This window comes from Aliiroseovarius sp. YM-037, from assembly GCF_048060095.1.
Classification (GTDB): Bacteria; Pseudomonadota; Alphaproteobacteria; order Rhodobacterales; family Rhodobacteraceae; genus JBLUOA01.
The window spans coordinates 1,899,044-1,914,830 of the sequence record NZ_JBLUOA010000001.1 but is presented as its reverse complement, the minus strand read 5'-3'; the positions used below and the strand labels follow the sequence as shown (position 1 = coordinate 1,914,830).

At 59.8% G+C, this 15,787-nt stretch carries 15 protein-coding genes; 3 read left to right on the top strand and 12 right to left on the bottom strand.

What is annotated here, in order from left to right:
- Nucleotides 1-76: 76 nt before the first annotated feature.
- Nucleotides 77-1,546 (top strand): leucyl aminopeptidase, encoded by a 1,470-nt coding sequence (locus ACEWPJ_RS09425; protein ID WP_416512693.1) that lies wholly within the window; start codon nt 77-79, stop codon nt 1,544-1,546.
- Nucleotides 1,546-2,004, top strand: coding sequence for a DNA polymerase III subunit chi (locus tag ACEWPJ_RS09420; RefSeq protein ID WP_416512691.1), 459 nt, complete (start codon nt 1,546-1,548; stop codon nt 2,002-2,004). The genes ACEWPJ_RS09425 and ACEWPJ_RS09420 overlap by 1 nt, the downstream gene beginning before the upstream one ends.
- Here the strand turns inward: ACEWPJ_RS09420 and ACEWPJ_RS09415 are convergent.
- From ACEWPJ_RS09415 to ACEWPJ_RS09405, 3 genes are read right to left on the bottom strand one after another with little or no spacing between them, the layout of a single operon-like run.
- The gene (locus tag ACEWPJ_RS09415) at nt 2,001-2,582 is read right to left on the bottom strand and encodes a retropepsin-like aspartic protease family protein (protein WP_416512689.1); all 582 of its coding nucleotides are present in this window, start codon (nt 2,580-2,582) and stop codon (nt 2,001-2,003) included. The genes ACEWPJ_RS09420 and ACEWPJ_RS09415 overlap by 4 nt on opposite strands.
- A 43-nt stretch (nt 2,583-2,625) precedes the next feature.
- A complete protein-coding gene (locus ACEWPJ_RS09410; RefSeq protein WP_416512687.1) occupies nt 2,626-3,237 on the bottom strand; it encodes a MarC family protein in 612 nt (203 codons plus the stop codon).
- A 2-nt stretch (nt 3,238-3,239) separates the two neighbouring features.
- Complete coding sequence (locus ACEWPJ_RS09405) at nt 3,240-5,084, bottom strand: ABC-F family ATP-binding cassette domain-containing protein (protein WP_416512685.1); 1,845 nt, start codon at nt 5,082-5,084, stop codon at nt 3,240-3,242.
- A 141-nt stretch (nt 5,085-5,225) separates the two neighbouring features.
- Between ACEWPJ_RS09405 and ndk the strand changes: the two genes are divergently transcribed.
- Complete coding sequence (ndk, locus tag ACEWPJ_RS09400; RefSeq protein WP_416512683.1) at nt 5,226-5,648, top strand: nucleoside-diphosphate kinase; 423 nt, start codon at nt 5,226-5,228, stop codon at nt 5,646-5,648.
- On the opposite strand, the gene ACEWPJ_RS09395 is transcribed toward ndk, so the two are convergent.
- From ACEWPJ_RS09395 to acs, 9 genes are all read right to left on the bottom strand, one after another.
- Nucleotides 5,645-6,043 (bottom strand): DUF4112 domain-containing protein, encoded by a 399-nt coding sequence (locus tag ACEWPJ_RS09395; protein ID WP_416512681.1) that lies wholly within the window; start codon nt 6,041-6,043, stop codon nt 5,645-5,647. The genes ndk and ACEWPJ_RS09395 overlap by 4 nt on opposite strands.
- Nucleotides 6,044-6,176: 133 nt before the next feature.
- A complete protein-coding gene (locus ACEWPJ_RS09390; protein WP_416512679.1) occupies nt 6,177-6,545 on the bottom strand; it encodes a TfoX/Sxy family DNA transformation protein in 369 nt (122 codons plus the stop codon).
- Between the two features lie 307 nt (nt 6,546-6,852).
- On the bottom strand, nt 6,853-8,250 hold the full coding sequence (locus ACEWPJ_RS09385; RefSeq protein ID WP_416512677.1) for an exonuclease domain-containing protein: 1,398 nt from the start codon (nt 8,248-8,250) through the stop codon (nt 6,853-6,855).
- 1 nt (nt 8,251) lies between these two features.
- Nucleotides 8,252-8,773, bottom strand: a complete 522-nt coding sequence (locus tag ACEWPJ_RS09380) for a hypothetical protein (protein ID WP_416512676.1) — start codon at nt 8,771-8,773, stop codon at nt 8,252-8,254.
- Nucleotides 8,774-8,797: 24 nt separating this feature from the next.
- On the bottom strand, nt 8,798-10,624 hold the full coding sequence (locus tag ACEWPJ_RS09375) for a DUF294 nucleotidyltransferase-like domain-containing protein (RefSeq protein ID WP_416512674.1): 1,827 nt from the start codon (nt 10,622-10,624) through the stop codon (nt 8,798-8,800).
- Between the two features lie 97 nt (nt 10,625-10,721).
- A complete protein-coding gene (locus ACEWPJ_RS09370; RefSeq protein ID WP_416512672.1) occupies nt 10,722-12,521 on the bottom strand; it encodes a sodium:solute symporter family protein in 1,800 nt (599 codons plus the stop codon).
- Between the two features lie 4 nt (nt 12,522-12,525).
- Nucleotides 12,526-12,807 carry a DUF4212 domain-containing protein gene (locus tag ACEWPJ_RS09365; RefSeq protein WP_416512670.1) on the bottom strand — a complete coding sequence of 94 codons (282 nt, stop codon included), beginning with the start codon at nt 12,805-12,807 and terminating at the stop codon, nt 12,526-12,528.
- Between the two features lie 73 nt (nt 12,808-12,880).
- A complete protein-coding gene (locus ACEWPJ_RS09360; protein WP_416512668.1) occupies nt 12,881-13,567 on the bottom strand; it encodes an adenylate kinase in 687 nt (228 codons plus the stop codon).
- Nucleotides 13,567-15,546: an acetate--CoA ligase gene (gene acs / locus ACEWPJ_RS09355; RefSeq protein WP_416512666.1), complete on the bottom strand. Its 1,980-nt coding sequence runs from the start codon at nt 15,544-15,546 to the stop codon at nt 13,567-13,569. Before acs ends, ACEWPJ_RS09360 begins: the two co-directional genes overlap by 1 nt.
- Nucleotides 15,547-15,787 lie beyond the last annotated feature (241 nt).

The following is a 15,787-nucleotide window of genomic DNA, read 5'->3' as shown; positions in this document are numbered from 1 at the left end:
GGCGGGGAAAACTGCTATCTGGCCAATCCGCGAACAAGGGTCTACCAATGGCCGCAACCAGATTCAGGAGAGTTCTATGACCACGCCGAGAGAAATCAACTTCAAGGAAACCGACCTCGACGCGATTGCAGAATGGGAAGGGCGCGTGGCGGTCTTTCTTGGCGAAGATGGTAAGATGGACCAGACCGCACGTCGCGTGAACCGTCTAACCAAAGGGGCGCTGGCCCGGATGGCGGACGCACCGGGTTTCGCCAAGATGAAGCTCGGCGAAACCAAAGAACTGTCTTGGCCCGCCGGCATGAAGGCCGAAGCGTTGATCGTCGCCCGCCTTGATCGCCGCCCGTCGACCGAAGATGCCCGCAAGGCCGGGGCAGAGATTGCAAAAGCCGCCGGAACCTCGCCGCTGCTAGTGCTGGCCGGAAACCTCAACCGCGCGCCGGACGTATCCCTTGGTCTCGCGCTGCGCGGCTACGATTTCAACGCCTACAAGTCTGATGCGAAGGATCCGGCGCCCGCGATGACCTTCATGGCCAACAAACCCGAAGAGGTTGCCGCCGAAGCCGCCCCGATGGCCGCAATTGCCGAAGGTGTGTTCTTCACCCGCGATCTTGTGAATGAGCCTGCGAATGTTCTAACCACGGACGATTTCGCCGCGCGGCTCGCCGCGATGCAGGAAATCGGGTTGGATGTCGAAATCCTTGAAGAAGCGGACCTTGAAAAGCTTGGGATGCGCACGCTGCTGGGTGTCGGGCAGGGGTCGGAGTCCCCGTCCAAGGTTGTCGTGATGCAGTGGAACGGCGGCAAGAAAGGCGACAAGCCATTCGCGTTGGTCGGTAAGGGCGTTGTCTTTGACACCGGCGGCATCTCGATCAAACCCGCAGGCGGTATGGAAGACATGACGATGGACATGGGCGGCGCGGGTGTCGTTGCCGGCGTTATGCGGACGCTCGCGCTGCGCAAGGCCAAGGCGAATGTTGTGGGCCTTGTCGGGCTGGTTGAAAACATGCCCGACGGTAAGGCGCAGCGCCCCGGTGATGTCGTAAAGTCCATGAAGGGCGACACGGTTGAGATTATCAATACCGACGCCGAAGGGCGGCTCGTCCTTGCGGATGTGCTTTGGTATGCGCAGGATCGATTTGAACCGACGGGGGTTATCGACCTCGCCACGCTCACCGGTGCGATCATCATCGGTCTTGGTCATGAAAACGCGGGCGTGTTTTCCAATGATGATGCGCTGGCCGATGCGTTCCTAAAGGCCGCGAAGGCCGAAGGCGAAGGCGCGTGGCGCTTGCCACTGGGCCAAGCCTATGACGACGCGCTGAAGTCCCGGATTGCCGATATGAAGAACGTTGGCGGACGGGCCGCGGGATCAATCACCGCAGCGCAATTCCTGCAACGATTTATCAAGAAAGACACGCCCTGGATTCACCTCGACATCGCCGGGGTTGCCAGCGTCAAATCCGACACGACGCTTGCGCCGAAGGGCGCGACCGGCTGGGGGGTCATGGCGCTCGACCGGATGATCCGCGACAAGTTTGAGGGCTGATGGGCGCTGCGTTTTTCTATCACCTGACGGACAGCCCGCTTGAGGTCACGTTGCCCATGCTTCTGGGCAAGGCGCGGCAGGCGGGCTGGCGCGTCGCAGTGCGCGCGACGTCCGAGGACCGGTGCAAATGGCTTGATCAGCGTTTGTGGCTTGGCCCGGAGGATGGGTTCCTGCCGCATGGCTGCGCGGGAACGGGGTTCGATGCGGATCAGCCGATCCTGCTGACCACCCGTGCGGAATTGCCGAACACACCCGCGTGCCTGATGACGGTAGATGGCGCGGAGATTTCCGCTGATGAGGTCAATGGGATGGAGCGGTGCTGCGTCCTGTTTGACGGCAACGATGATGCTGCCGTGCAAAACGCGCGGACCCAGTGGAAGGCGCTAACGGATGCCGGATGTAGCGCCGAATACTGGGCGCAAAGCGGCGGGCGATGGGAAAAGAAGGCAGAGCGTTAGCGGGTCAGGATCAGGTTGTCGCCCGTAATCTCGATCCGGTCGAATTCGCCAAGATAGCTCATCCCAAGCAATGATCCGTCCATCGGTGCCTCATTCACATAGGCAACCACGTTCCGGTCGGTGATATTGCCAAGCCGCACTTCGTCCAAGACCACCTTTGCCGTGCGGACGACTCCGTTGGCCGTTTGCGCTTGGCCGAGATAGGCGAGGTCATTCGGATCAAGGCCGATCTTCCGCGCATCGTCGGGTGACAACACCATTGTCGTCGCGCCCGTGTCGACGGCAAAGCGCACCGGCTCCCCCTCAAGCATCAATGTCAGGTAGTAGTGGCCGTCAATCGCGCGTGGCACTTCGACAACTTCGCCGTTTCCGATGACATTTTGCTGCGGCAGCACATCCTTGCGGATGTCGCCCCAAAGCCCGACAGCGGCGATGACGCCGACAAAGATCAAGCCCCAAACAGCGGCATGTTGCATCGTCTTGCCAAGCGAATTGCGATTTTGCGCGATAAACCACGCCAGAACTGCCGCACCGAGCAGCACAAGATACATCAGCCTGCCAATTTCGTCCCCGGCCATCGGTTCCCCTTCGTTAATGCCGCTTTCACCCAATATAGGGGCTTCAGGTCGGGATCACAGCCATGAAGCCATCAATTACGAATTGGACCGAAAGCGCGGCCAGCAACATGCCCAGCAGACGGGTCACGACGTTGATCCCGGTGGGGCCAAGCACGCGTTCGATCAGACCTGCCGCAAGGAACGTGATGAAGACAAGCACGATCAGCGAGAGCAGGATCAGGTAGACCGCGATATTGGCGGCAAGGTCGTCACCAGCCTCTCCGGTCAGCAGGATCATCGTCGCGATTGCCCCGGGTCCGGCGATCAGGGGTGTCGCGAGCGGGAAGATCGACGGATCATCCGCGTTCGACGATTGATCGCGCCGCCGCTTGGTCCGGCGTTCAAACAGCATGTCGAGGGCGGTCAGGAAAAGCAGAATGCCCCCAGCGATACGGAAGGCGGGTAGGGAGATTCCGGCGAAGCCCAACACGGCCTCTCCGAACAACCCGAACAGAGCGAGCAATGCGCCCCCCGTGATACAGGCCCGCAAGCCGACGGCGCGGCGGTGCTGCGTCGTCTCTCCGCGGGTCAGCGCAACGAAAAGCGGGGCCAGCCCTGGCGGGTCGATCACGACGAAGAGCGTGATGAACGCTGTCAAAAGTGATGCAACTTCCATCTCTAACCCTCTGCGGTTTCTAATCTTTCTTGCGCGCGCATCCAAAGATCCTCGGCCCGGTCAAGCGCCTCGCGAACCTCAGCATATTTGCGTTGCCAGACTTCGGCTTCGGCAAGGCGTTCGCCCTCATACATCGTCGGGTCGGCGAGCTTCTTGGCCAGCTTATCGCTCATCTCATTCAGCTTCGTCAGCCGTTCTTCGCATTTGCGCACCTCGGCGCGCAAGGTCAGCACACGATCGCGGGTCGGGCGCTTTGCGGGTTTTGGCTTTTCGGTCTTCGCGGGCGCATCACGGCTTAGCAGCATCTTGCGATAGGCGGCGAGGTCGTCGTCATAGGGTTTGACGGTTCCGTCTTTCACAAGCCACAGCCGATCCGCGACCATGCTCAGCAGATGCATGTCGTGGCTGACAAGGATCACCGCACCGGTATATTCGGTCAGCGCCGTCACCAACGCTTCGCGGCTTTCGATGTCGAGGTGGTTCGTCGGCTCATCAAGGATCAGCATATGCGGCGCGTCGATGGTGGCGAGCATCAGCGACAGCCGCGCTTTTTGCCCGCCGGATAGCCGCCCGACGACCGTATCCGCTTGCTCTGCCCCAATGCCAAAGCCACCGAGCCGCGCACGCAGCTTGGCCGGGGTTTCGTCGGGCCGCAAGCGGCGGATGTGATCAAGCGGGGTTTCGTCGATGAACAGCTCATCCACCTGATGCTGGGCAAAATAACCGACCCGCAGCTTGTTGGTCTTGGTGACACGCCCGGACATCGCATGAAGGCGGTCCGATAACAGTTTGGAAAGGGTGGATTTTCCTTCACCGTTCTTACCCAAAAGGGCGATCCGATCATCCTGATCGATTCGCAGATCAAGGCGGCTGAGCACCGTCGTATCGCCATAGCCGACCGATGCGCCTTCAAGCTGCAGGATCGGGGGTGAAAGCTCCTCTGGCTTTGGGAAGGTGAACGCCTTTAGCGCGGCCTCCTCGGGCCGGGTGATTGGCTTCATCTTCTGGATCATCTTCAGCCGGGATTGCGCCTGCTTGGCCTTGTCGGCCTTGTAGCGAAAACGATCCACGTAGCTTTGCAGATGGGCGCGACGGGCGTCTTGCCGCTTGGCCTCGGACTCCGCCGCCGCAAGCCGGGCGGCACGGGTTTCCGCAAACGTGTCGTATGGGCCTTGGTAAAGCGTTAGTTTCCGGTCTTCCAGATGCAGAATCGCGCCGACCGCACGGTTCAGCAGCCCACGGTCGTGGCTGATAATCAGAACCGTGTGCGGATAGCGTGCAAGGTAGTTTTCAAGCCAGATCGCCCCTTCAAGGTCGAGGTAGTTTGTAGGTTCGTCCAACAGCAGCAGGTCGGGGGCGGAAAACAGCACTGCTGCGAGGGCAACACGCATCCGCCAGCCGCCGGAAAAGTCGGAACAGGGCATCAACTGTTCTTCGGGGTCAAATCCAAGGCCGCGCAAGATTGAGGCTGCACGCGCCTCCGCCGACCATGCATCGATATCCGCTAGGCGCGTCTGAACCTCAGCAATGCGGATCGGATCGGTGGCTGTTTCGGCCTCGGCCATAAGCTCGGCGCGTTCGGTGTCGGCAGCCAAGACCGTGTCGAGAAGCGAGACGTCAGATGACGGCACCTCCTGGCTGACGCCGCCGATCCGGGCGCGGGACGGCAGTTCGATCTTGCCGCCTTCAAGCACAAGCTCCCCCCGGATCAGGTTGAACAGGGTGGTTTTGCCCGTGCCGTTCCGCCCCACAAGCCCAACCTTGTGGCCGGTGGGAATATTGGCCGATGCCGCGTCAATCAGCGGTCGGCCTTCGACGGAATAGCTGATCTGGTCGATTTTCAACATGCGCGGGGTGTGCAGCATACGCGCGGCGCGGTCAATCACCGCTTTTCAACCGCCTGACCGCATGTTAGGAGCGCGGCGAAATTCCATTCAGGCGGGGCAGGCGCTTCGCTGGCGCAAACCACAGACCAAGGAAAACACCACATGGCGATCCAACGCACATTTTCGATCATCAAACCCGACGCAACCAAGCGCAACCTGACTGGCAAGATCGTTGCCAAGTTTGAAGAGGCTGGCCTGCGCGTTATCGCGCAAAAGCGCATTCACCTGACGAAAGCGCAAGCGGGCGTGTTCTACGAAGTGCACAAGGAACGCCCGTTCTACGACGAACTGTGCGAATTCATGTCGTCAGAGCCGATTGTCGTTCAGGTTCTAGAAGGCGAAGACGCGATTGCGAAAAACCGCGAAGTCATGGGCGCAACCAACCCGGCGGAAGCTGACGAAGGCACGATCCGTAAGGAATTCGCGCTGTCGATCGGCGAAAACTCCGTCCACGGCTCCGACGCACAGGAAACCGCAGCGGTTGAGATTGCTTATTTCTTCTCCGGCCTCGAACTGGTCGGCTAAGCGCTTTCTGGATTGATCAGAATGGCCGTCCGCGCAGTTTCTGCGTGGGCGGTTTTCATTTCGAGATGCACGCGCAGCAGCGATACGTTGCGCGTGTTGGCCTTCCAGCCAACGTCAAAGATGTCACCCAGAACCGGCACAGCACCAAGGGCGGCGTCAACGATCACGTTCATCGCCATGCGGATCACCAGCCGACGCGGCGCCCCTAGCCGATGCGCGCGGTGAATAATGTAAGCCGCAGGCGCAAGGCCCAACACGTCCCCCACGACGGGAAACAGACCGAACAGCGCGTCAAGCCCGACCCGCATCTGCGTTCCAGGCAGCGGCAACAGGTTCTCCAGCCCATGCGCCACGGATTCAAGCCGTTTTAGTTCTCTTTTTGTAAGCTCATCCATGTAAGATATATGGGGTGTGAGGGGGCGATTTTGTAGTCAAAATCGACATGTGTGTGAATTTAGTGAGATTATAAACTTTCAAAATCAATTGCTTAAATAAAATAATTAAAGTAAATCATCGTAACATCACACCTCAGACTTTCGACCCTTTTTGCCCATCCAAGTCGTTTGGCACCGGCGTTGCAATAACGCCAATCGCGTCAAGCTGCGCTTCGAAATCGGATTTCTCTTTGTCGAAACTCTCGGCCTTGATCGCATCAAATCGCTTGCGAAGATCGGCCTTCTCGCGCCCTTTGCAATCGTTCCACGGGCGGCCCTGCAATCCCATCACCAAAACGTAGTAGCCGATGAAATGCGGACGGCTGCCAGACTGTAGCAGGCGCCGATAGGTTTCGTCGGCCCCTAATGCGTGGATGTCTTCGGCGCTGTGAATACTCGCCCGCTCACAGGCGGTTTCCATCGCCGGGCCAAGGTTGCGTATGCTGGATATAGGAGTCGCCATCGTCGTCAGAATGGCGTCGCCCTTGCCCCTCGGCAAGCGTTTTCAGATCGCGGCCCAATCGTCGAACTGAAAAGGTGGCTTCGGCTTTTCGCTGCCTTCCTTTGTCGGCTGCTCTTTCGGCTCCTGCGGCTTCGGAGGATGCTGACTTGCCATGCTCTACTCTCTTTCCCGGATCAACCGGAACTGGCCTGTTGGCGCACCTCTCTGTCGGAGGCGTAAGGAAAGATTGGCAGGGGTTTGTGGTCCGGCAATGCCGAAAATAGGGCGATTCCGGCACGAATGAGGGGCGGGATGGGTAAGGGCCGGGCTATTCCTGAACCTTCAGAATACGGCTGTGCTTTCGAACTTCGGCACGGATTTGGCCGAAGGTCTGCAGCCCGCGGGCCTCAAGAATGGGTAGCATCGCGACCAAGACCTTGGCAGTTGCAATGGCATCGCCTAACGCCGTGTGCCGCCGGTCGGCAGGAATCTCGACCCCAAGCCGGTCGCAAATCGCATCCAGCGTATGTTCGGCCGATCCGCCGAACACGACCGCGGACAGATGCACCGTATCAAGGATCGGATTGTCGAACTGCACGCCCGACACACCCGCTTGCCGATGTAGAAACGCCATATCGAAGGGCGCATTGTGGGCGACGATGACGGAGTCGCTGGTGAAACGGTGGAAAGATTTGCAGACCTCAGTGAAGGGCGGGGCGTCGGTGACCATTTCGTTGGTAATGTGATGCACCTTGGTCGAAATCGCCGGGATCGGACGGCCCGGATTGACGAGGCTGTCAAACTCCTCACCCGGAACGATCCTGCCATTGACGATGCGCACCGCGCCGAGTTGCACGACCTCATCCCTCAACGGATCGAGCCCGGTCGTTTCGCTGTCAAACACCACAAGGGTCAGATCGCGCAGGGATGTATCGTTCGGGTCGGTCGGGCGTTCTTTGTCAAGTAGGTCAAAGTCGTAAACCAATGGCCGCGCGGCATCGTGGTCAAGCGGCTCAAGCATCAGGGTATAGCCCGCACCGATCCCGAACAGGCGGATGTGACCGGAATAAACAGCGCCGGATTTCCCGCTGATCGAGATTTTCCGACGGGCGGCGGCGTCGCTTTCCATCTCGGCCAGCACCGCCCTGATCGCATCCTCATCCAGATAGTCAAAGACCGAGCAGTTCAGTCGGGCGGGGGCTTCGCGGTCCATCAGATCGGCGGCTTGACCGTCATATAGAACGATCTTGTGGTCACGGGTGGCGACGATCACGGCGATTGGAATGTCGGACAAGATCCGCAGCAATTGCGCGCGTTGCCGTTCCAGTCGCGCGGTTTTTTGGGAGACGGTCTCGGCATGATCCGCCGAGGCTTGGCCAAACTTTTCCTGCAAAACTGACGCGGCCGGGGCGAGGTCGCCAAGATATTTGGCCATCTCTGCGTCAATCTTAGCTTCTGCGTTACCCGCAGCCCCAACCCGAAGTTGCGAGGCCATCCCTTCGATTGGTTTGCTGACGTTTTCATCAAACAGCCGCCACACGAAGGTAACGAGCGCGAGCAGCGCAAAGCCGGCGATGAGCCCGGAAGACACGAATGATGACAGCGCATCCGGGTCGCCAAGCTGCCGAAACCCCAACCACAACGCACCTACAGTGATAATCAGCCCGCCAAAACCGATCAGGCAGAAGAACAGAAAGATGCGAAGGCGCAGGCTGAGGGTTTTCATGTCACATCTCTGTACAGGCCGCGGTCAGGATTGGGTCGTCGGTGTCAACGGTGCGCCAGTCGGCGTTCAGGACTTCTCCGCCATCGCCGAATTCGATGCCGTCAACGATATCGGCAATCCGAGTGTCGGCGCAGTCGAACAGCATCGGCACCTTAGCCGTGCGTGCCCAGCGACCATAAAACACGAGGTCAACGATGCGTTGATCCGGTTGTTCGGGATGGGTGCGGGCGGTGGCGGGGTCGGCGGCGACAAAGCGCGACACGAACGGGCGCGCGTAGGTCCACGGACGGTAGAAGGCGCTCTCCTCAACCGTTTGGGCGACGATCATCCCGTCGGGCATCGTGGCCTTTGTGCGGTCAAACCAACTGTATTCGTTGGTGATCGTAGCTGCCAGCATCGCAAGCCCGGCGGCCACGGGGACCAGCCATTTCGGAAGGCGGCCCTTCAACGTCCGGTTCACCGCCCAGACGATCAGCCCGGCAGCCGCGCCAGCAATGATGGTGCCGATCAGTTCGAAGAACATATGTCTTCCTCCATTTTCATCGGCCTATCCCAAGACGCCCCGGCCTTGCATCAGCGCGGATTGCATCGTTTTAATCACCACGAAGGCGTCCCGCAAATGGCTGCGTTCGAATGACGACAGCGTCGCGGGCGGCAGGAAGTTGTTCGGCGCCTCGCCGTGCTTGATAAGGGTCGCTTGATGTTCCAGCCGAGATTGCGCGACGAGGTCATAGGCGTCCAGCAGGTCGTGCCCGCCGCTTTCGCTGATGATGTCGCTTGCAATGGCGGCCTCAACCCGGGCGCGGGTGTTCACGACATCAAGCTTGCCTTGCAGCGCATACATCCGCCCCAGATCGACCACGGGCACAACGCCGTTCAGCTTCATATCAATCGTATCGCGATGCTCGCCGGACCGAATGGTGGCAAGCCCCCGAAGCAGCCCCAACGGGGTGGCGTGGGTCAGGGCGTTGCTTGCCATATGGGCGGTGAAGATCGAATTGGCCGCCGCAGCCTCAAGCGTGTCGGTCTGAAGTCCTTCGAACAGCGACGCATCGCCCCCGATGGGCCGCAGGTCAAACATGACAGAGGCGAGCATCTGCGCCTCTTTGCTGGGGCTTTTGATCCACTGCTGGAAATAGTCGCGCCAAACCGACAGGGGTTGTCGCCAGCGCGGATTGGTCGCCATCATGTCGCCGGGGCAGTAGACGTAGCCGCAGGCATCAAGACCATCGCTGACGAATTGCGCGAACGGTTCAAAATAGGCGAGGTCGTTTTGGCTCAACCCGTCCTCGAGAATAAGGCAATTGTCCTGATCCGACACGCCGGTTTGTTCCTGCCGCCCCTGACTGCCGCAGGCGAGCCAGACGTAGCGGGCGGGCGGCGGGCCGAACCTGTCCTCGGCCAAACGTAACAGTCGCCGCGTCACGACATCGGCGATGTCGGTAATCATGCGGGTCACGACATCATGGCGGTTCCCGGCGGCGACAAGTTGCACCAGCAGATGTGGAATGCGCGCGGTGACTTTGGCCAGCGCGTCAACGCTTTCGGCCCGTGCGGCGTCGGAAACGAGGCCGGCGGTGTTTGAGGCCTGAAACCGTGTCAGATCGGTTTGGGTCACGATCCCGACGAGTTTGTCGGCCGAGACGATGGGCAGGTGCGCCAACCGATGTTCCATCATGATATGCAGCACGTCGCTGCCGATGGCCGATTGGGGCAGGGTGCGCGGGTTGGCTGTCATCAAGTCGTGCACGGGCGTGTCGAGCGCCAATCCCTCGGCCAGCGCCTTGTTCGACAGATCGCGCAAGGTCAGGATGCCGGCGAGCGCGTCGTTCTCGACAACGCAAAGGCAAGAGATGTGTCTATCGCGCATGAGCCGCGCCGCGTCTTGAATAGTCATCGACGGCGGGCAGGTCATCGGGTTTGCAACCATTAGGGTTTCAACCCGCACATTGGTCAGATCAAACGCCCGCTGCGCCTCTCGCGTGCGATCGGCGCGGGTGCGGTCAAAGAAGCGGCGGAAGGGTTCATGCTCCGCCCGCAACTTGTGAAACAGATCGCGCGGCAGGCAGAGGAGGGTCGTGTCCTTAGTCGCCTGTGCCGAGGTGACCGCGCGCCCATCCCTCAGCAAACCACGTTCCGCAAAGGAGTTTTCCCGTTGGAGGAGTGAGACTTCGTTCCCCGCTTCGTCGCGAACCGAAACCTCACCGCTTGCGATGATGTAGAGACCCTTGAGGCGGTCGTCGAAGGCATAGACCTTTTCGCCTGCTGCCAGTTCGAAACGCTTAAGCCGTGCGACGATATCGACAAACACCGGCTCAGGCAGGGTGTCGTAGGGCGACAGGTGGGGAAGGAAGGAAAGTGTTGGGTCGGTCATCAATTGGTCCCGCAATCAGGGCATCCGAAGTGCCGACAGGGTAAAGGCAGAAATGGAAAGAGGCCAGCGGACGCAATGCCGCTGGCCCCCAACTGTTTTAGTGATCGACAGCCGCACCGGCACCGGCAGGCACACGCACGCTTTCGACCAGGTTCTTGATCTCTTGCGGGGTGTCTTTCGTCGACATCGACACCGCGTAGGCAACCGCGAAGTTGATGATCGCACCAACCGCGCCGATGGCCGTCGACTGGATGCCGAACAGCGACCCGTCCACCGTATCCGGGAACGAATTGGTGCCTGCAACGAAGAACCAGCCCTTATGCAGGAAGATGTAGACCAGCGTGAAGATCAGGCCCGACAGCATCCCCGCAACCGCGCCGACGTTATTCACGCGCTTCGAGAAGATACCCATCATCAAAGCCGGGAAGATCGACGCAGCCGCCAGACCAAAGGCCAAGGCCACGGTTTGCGCCGCAAATCCCGGAGGATTGAGGCCCAGCCAGGTCGCCACACCAATCGCCACCGCCATCGCGATCCGGGCTGACAGAAGTTCGCCCTTTTCGGAGATGTTCGGATTGATCGCGCCTTTCACAAGGTCATGGCTGACCGCCGAAGAGATCGCCAGAAGCAGACCCGCCGCCGTTGACAGCGCCGCCGCAAGGCCACCCGCCGCGACCAGACCGATGACCCAACCCGGAAGGTTGGCAATCTCGGGGTTGGCCAGGACAAGGATGTCGCGGTTGAAGTTGGTCAGCTCATTGCCTTCCCAACCGTTCTCCGCTGCCTTGGCTGTCATCTCTTCGGATGCGTCGTTGTAATACTGAATCTTGCCGTCACCGTTCTTGTCTTCCCAATCGAGAAGACCAGTCTTCTGCCAAGTCAGCATCCAGTCGTATTCCGGCGCCGTTTCGATGGTTTCGACGGAAACCGCCTCGCCACCCGTGCCATTGGGCCACATCAGTTCGGTGATGTTCAGGCGCGCCATCGCACCGACAGCCGGGGCCGTCAGGTAAAGCAGCGCGATAAACACCAGCGCCCAACCCGCGGACCAACGTGCGTCAGACACCTTCGGCACGGTGAAAAAGCGCATGATGACGTGGGGCAGACCGGCGGTGCCGATCATCAGGGACAGCGTAAACAGAACCATGTTCAGGTTGTCTTTATGCGCCTCAGTATAGCTCGCGAAACCAAGCTCGGTGACGATCTGGTCGAGCTTCGTCAGCAGGTAGACGGAGCCTTCACCACCGGTTGCAGTCGTCTCAGAGAACAGACCAAGCGCCGGGATCGGCGTGCCGGTGAGTTGCAGCGAGATGAACACAGCCGGGATCGTGTAGGCGAGGATCAGCACGACATATTGCGCAACCTGCGTATAGGTCACGCCCTTCATGCCGCCAAACACCGCGTAGGCGAACACGACGGTCGCGCCGATCAGCAGGCCCGACGTGTTGGAGATTTCAAGGAACCGGCCAAAAGCCACGCCCACCCCTGTCATCTGTCCGATCACATATGTGGTCGAGGCCACGATCAGACAGATCACAGCGACAAGACGTGCAGTTGGGGAGTAGAAACGGTCACCGATAAACTCAGACACGGTAAATTTGCCGAATTTCCGCAGGTAAGGGGCAAGAAGCAGCGCCAAAAGCACGTAGCCACCCGTCCACCCCATCAGGAACGACGAATTGTCATAGCCCGTGAAGGCAATTAGGCCCGCCATCGAAATGAACGACGCAGCAGACATCCAGTCTGCCGCCGTTGCCATGCCGTTGGTGACAGGGTGAACGCCGCGACCCGCAGCGTAGAATTCCGACGTGGAGCCCGCACGGGCCCAGACGGCGATGCCAATGTAGAGCGCGAAACTAGCGCCCACGAACAGCAAGTTCAGTGTAAACTGGTCCATCAGATCAGTCCTCCTCTACGCCGTATTCACGGTCGAGCTTGTTCATCCGCCACGCGTAGAAAAAGATCAGCGCGAGGAAGACGAGGATTGAGCCTTGCTGGGCGAACCAGAAGCCAAGATCGGTGCCGCCGACGGCAATGCCAGACAGCATGGGCCGCAGCAAAATGCCGAAGCCGAACGAAACGAGCGCCCAGATAATCAGGCTGACGACGATGATCCGGATATTGGCTGACCAATAGCCAGCGCCGTCCTCTGCCGCTTTGGTTGGTTTTGATTGATCCGCCATGTTGGCGTTCCTCCTTCATTGAAAAGTTGTTCTTTGGACCGTCGGCGCCCGTAGCCCCGACGGGTGTTCTTGGTCAGGTTGTGGCGTGGTCGGCGATCTTAGCGATGTCGCGGGCGATAGCGTTGATATCGCCCATCGCGTCGACCTCTTTCAGAACGCCTTTGTCGCCGTAGTAGCGCAGCAGCGGCGCAGTTTCTGCGTGGTAGGCATCAAGCCGGGACATCACCGTTTTGGGGGTGTCGTCGGCCCGGCGCTGCATGTCTCGTGCGCCGCAGACATCGCAGGTGTCGGCCTGTTTCGGCGGCTTGAACGCTTCGTGATAGCCTTCGCCACACGCGCCGCAGGTAAAGCGGCCCGAGATGCGCACAACCATCTTCACGTCGTCCACAATCAGCGAGATTGCGGCGTTGACCGCCTGACCGTTATCGGTCAGCAGCCGGTCCAGCGCTCCGGCCTGTCCGGTGGTGCGTGGGAAGCCGTCAAGGATAACGCCCTTGGCGCAGTCAGGCTCCGCCATCCGGTCGCGCAGGATTGCGACGACAATGTCATCGCCGACGAGTCCGCCCGCGTCCATCACATCCTTCGCCTGATTCCCGGCGTCCGTCCCAGCGGCCACGGCTGCGCGCAGCAAATCGCCAGTGGAAAGCTGCACGAGGCCGAACCGTTCTTCCAACAGACGCGCCTGCGTGCCTTTACCCGCACCCGGAGGGCCAAGCAGGATCAGCACAGGCGCGGCTTGCGGTGTTCCAGACCCGTCCATCACGCGTCCTTCCGGTTCATGCGGTTGTCGATCAGGTCGTCCACCACTGCCGGTTCCGCGAGGGTTGAGGTGTCGCCCAGCGTGGCGAAATCATCCTCAGCGATCTTGCGCAGGATGCGGCGCATGATCTTGCCAGAGCGTGTTTTCGGCAGCCCCGGCGCCCATTGCAGTAGATCGGGCTTGGCAATCGGGCCGATTTCGGTGCGGACCCATGTTTCAAGCTCTTTCCGCAGCTCATCGCTCGGTTCGATGCCGTTCATCAGGGTGACGTAAGCGTAGATGCCTTGCCCCTTGATGTCGTGCGGATAGCCTACCACAGCGGCCTCGGCGACCTTGGCGTGGGCCACAAGCGCGCTTTCGACTTCGGCGGTGCCCATACGGTGACCTGACACGTTGATGACATCGTCAACCCGCCCGGTGATCCAGTAGTCACCATCGGCATCCCGGCGGCAGCCGTCGCCGGTGAAGTAGTAGCCTTTGTAGTCGGAGAAATAGGTTTTCTCGAACCGTTCATGGTCGCCCCAGACTGTGCGCATCTGGCCCGGCCAGCTATCGGCGAGCACTAGCACGCCTTCCGCTTCGGTCGATGTGATCTCCTCCCCGGTTTGGGGGTCAAGAACTTTGGGCACGATCCCGAAGAACGGCTGTTGGGCAGAGCCGGGCTTTAGGTGGGTCGCAAAGGGCAGGGGCGTCAGAAGATGCCCGCCGGTTTCCGTCTGCCACCATGTATCGACGATGGGGCATTTGCCCTTGCCGACGACGGTGTTGTACCAATTCCACGCCTCGGGGTTGATCGGTTCTCCCACGGTGCCCAGCACTTTCAGGTCGGACAGGTCGCACGCCTTCACCGGATCATCCCCCGCGGCCATCAGGGCGCGGATCGCGGTCGGTGCCGTGTAGAATTGGTTGACCTTGTGCTTTTCGCACACTTGCCAGAAGCGGCCTGCGTCGGGATAGGTCGGCACGCCTTCGAACATGATCGTCGTCGCGCCATTGGCGAGCGGTCCGTAGACGATATAGCTGTGGCCTGTGACCCAGCCGACATCCGCCGTGCACCAGAATACATCGCCGTCGTGATAGTCGAAGACGAGTTCGTGCGTCATTGCGGCATAGGTCAGATACCCGCCGGAAGTATGAACGACACCCTTCGGCTGGCCGGTCGATCCGGATGTATAGAGAATGAACAGCGGGTCTTCAGCACTCATCGGGGCAGGGGCGCAATGATCGTCCGCCTCAAGCGCGAGCTCGTTGTAGTCGTAGTCATGGTCCGTCCAGGTCGTCTGACCCCCGGTCCGCTTCACGACGAGGCATTTCACCTTGTCGCTACAATGCAGGAGGGCCGCATCGGTATTCGATTTCAGTGCGGTCTTGCGCCCGCCACGGGGTGCTTCGTCAGCCGTGATGACGACCTTCGCGTCGCAGCCATTGATCCGCGCGCCAAGCGCGTCGGGCGAGAAACCCGCGAACACAATCGAATGGATCGCCCCGATCCGCGCACAAGCCAGCATCGCATAAGCGGCCTCGGGGATCATCGGCAGGTAGATCACCACCCGGTCGCCCTTGCGCACGCCAAGGCTTTCCAGAACATTGGCCATCTTGCAGGTGTTGCGGTGCAGTTCCTTGTAGGTGATGTGCAGCGCTTTGTCGTTCGGATCGTCCGGTTCCCAAATGATCGCGGTCTGATCGCCGCGGGTCGCAAGGTGCCGGTCGATGCAATTGGCCGAGACGTTCAGGACGCCATCCTCGAACCACTTGATCGACACATTGCCGAGGTCGAAATTCACGTCTTTCACCTTGGTGAACGGTTTGATCCAGTCCAGACGCTCCGCCTGTTTGGCCCAAAATGCCTCCGGATCAGTGACGGACGATTGATAGAGCGACTCGTATTGCGCGGCGTTTACATGCGGCGTCCGCCCGTCGGTCGGCGCAACGGGCGATCTTTTTGAGTTGTGTTCGTTGGATTTATCAATCGTGTCCATTCCGGCCTCCTCAAACCAATGGCAGCGGGGAGGCATGTCGTAATGACAAATGAGCGCTCAACCCACAGCTATGTAAAAGGAGATAGCACAGAGCTTGTCAAAAAATCTGTATCTAACTGTAATAATAACTATTTTCTGTAAATTATTTTTCCAAGTAATTGTTACAGTGTAAACAAGGCCTGCGACAAATTGCCAAACGCCAACAATCTCAAGGCGTTGCTTGTTAATCCGCAAAACCCGG

Bases quoted from the DNA above. Each gene is read 5' to 3' on its own strand.
- ACEWPJ_RS09425 (WP_416512693.1), top strand. From the start codon at position 77: ATGACCACGCCGAGAGAAATCAACTTCAAGGAAACCGACCTCGACGCG.
- ACEWPJ_RS09420 (WP_416512691.1), top strand. From the start codon at position 1,546: ATGGGCGCTGCGTTTTTCTATCACCTGACGGACAGCCCGCTTGAGGTC.
- ACEWPJ_RS09415 (WP_416512689.1), bottom strand. From the start codon at position 2,582: ATGGCCGGGGACGAAATTGGCAGGCTGATGTATCTTGTGCTGCTCGGT.
- ACEWPJ_RS09410 (WP_416512687.1), bottom strand. From the start codon at position 3,237: ATGGAAGTTGCATCACTTTTGACAGCGTTCATCACGCTCTTCGTCGTG.
- ACEWPJ_RS09405 (WP_416512685.1), bottom strand. From the start codon at position 5,084: ATGTTGAAAATCGACCAGATCAGCTATTCCGTCGAAGGCCGACCGCTG.
- ndk (WP_416512683.1), top strand. From the start codon at position 5,226: ATGGCGATCCAACGCACATTTTCGATCATCAAACCCGACGCAACCAAG.
- ACEWPJ_RS09395 (WP_416512681.1), bottom strand. From the start codon at position 6,043: ATGGATGAGCTTACAAAAAGAGAACTAAAACGGCTTGAATCCGTGGCG.
- ACEWPJ_RS09390 (WP_416512679.1), bottom strand. From the start codon at position 6,545: ATGGCGACTCCTATATCCAGCATACGCAACCTTGGCCCGGCGATGGAA.
- ACEWPJ_RS09385 (WP_416512677.1), bottom strand. From the start codon at position 8,250: ATGAAAACCCTCAGCCTGCGCCTTCGCATCTTTCTGTTCTTCTGCCTG.
- ACEWPJ_RS09380 (WP_416512676.1), bottom strand. From the start codon at position 8,773: ATGTTCTTCGAACTGATCGGCACCATCATTGCTGGCGCGGCTGCCGGG.
- ACEWPJ_RS09375 (WP_416512674.1), bottom strand. From the start codon at position 10,624: ATGACCGACCCAACACTTTCCTTCCTTCCCCACCTGTCGCCCTACGAC.
- ACEWPJ_RS09370 (WP_416512672.1), bottom strand. From the start codon at position 12,521: ATGGACCAGTTTACACTGAACTTGCTGTTCGTGGGCGCTAGTTTCGCG.
- ACEWPJ_RS09365 (WP_416512670.1), bottom strand. From the start codon at position 12,807: ATGGCGGATCAATCAAAACCAACCAAAGCGGCAGAGGACGGCGCTGGC.
- ACEWPJ_RS09360 (WP_416512668.1), bottom strand. From the start codon at position 13,567: ATGGACGGGTCTGGAACACCGCAAGCCGCGCCTGTGCTGATCCTGCTT.
- acs (WP_416512666.1), bottom strand. From the start codon at position 15,546: ATGGACACGATTGATAAATCCAACGAACACAACTCAAAAAGATCGCCC.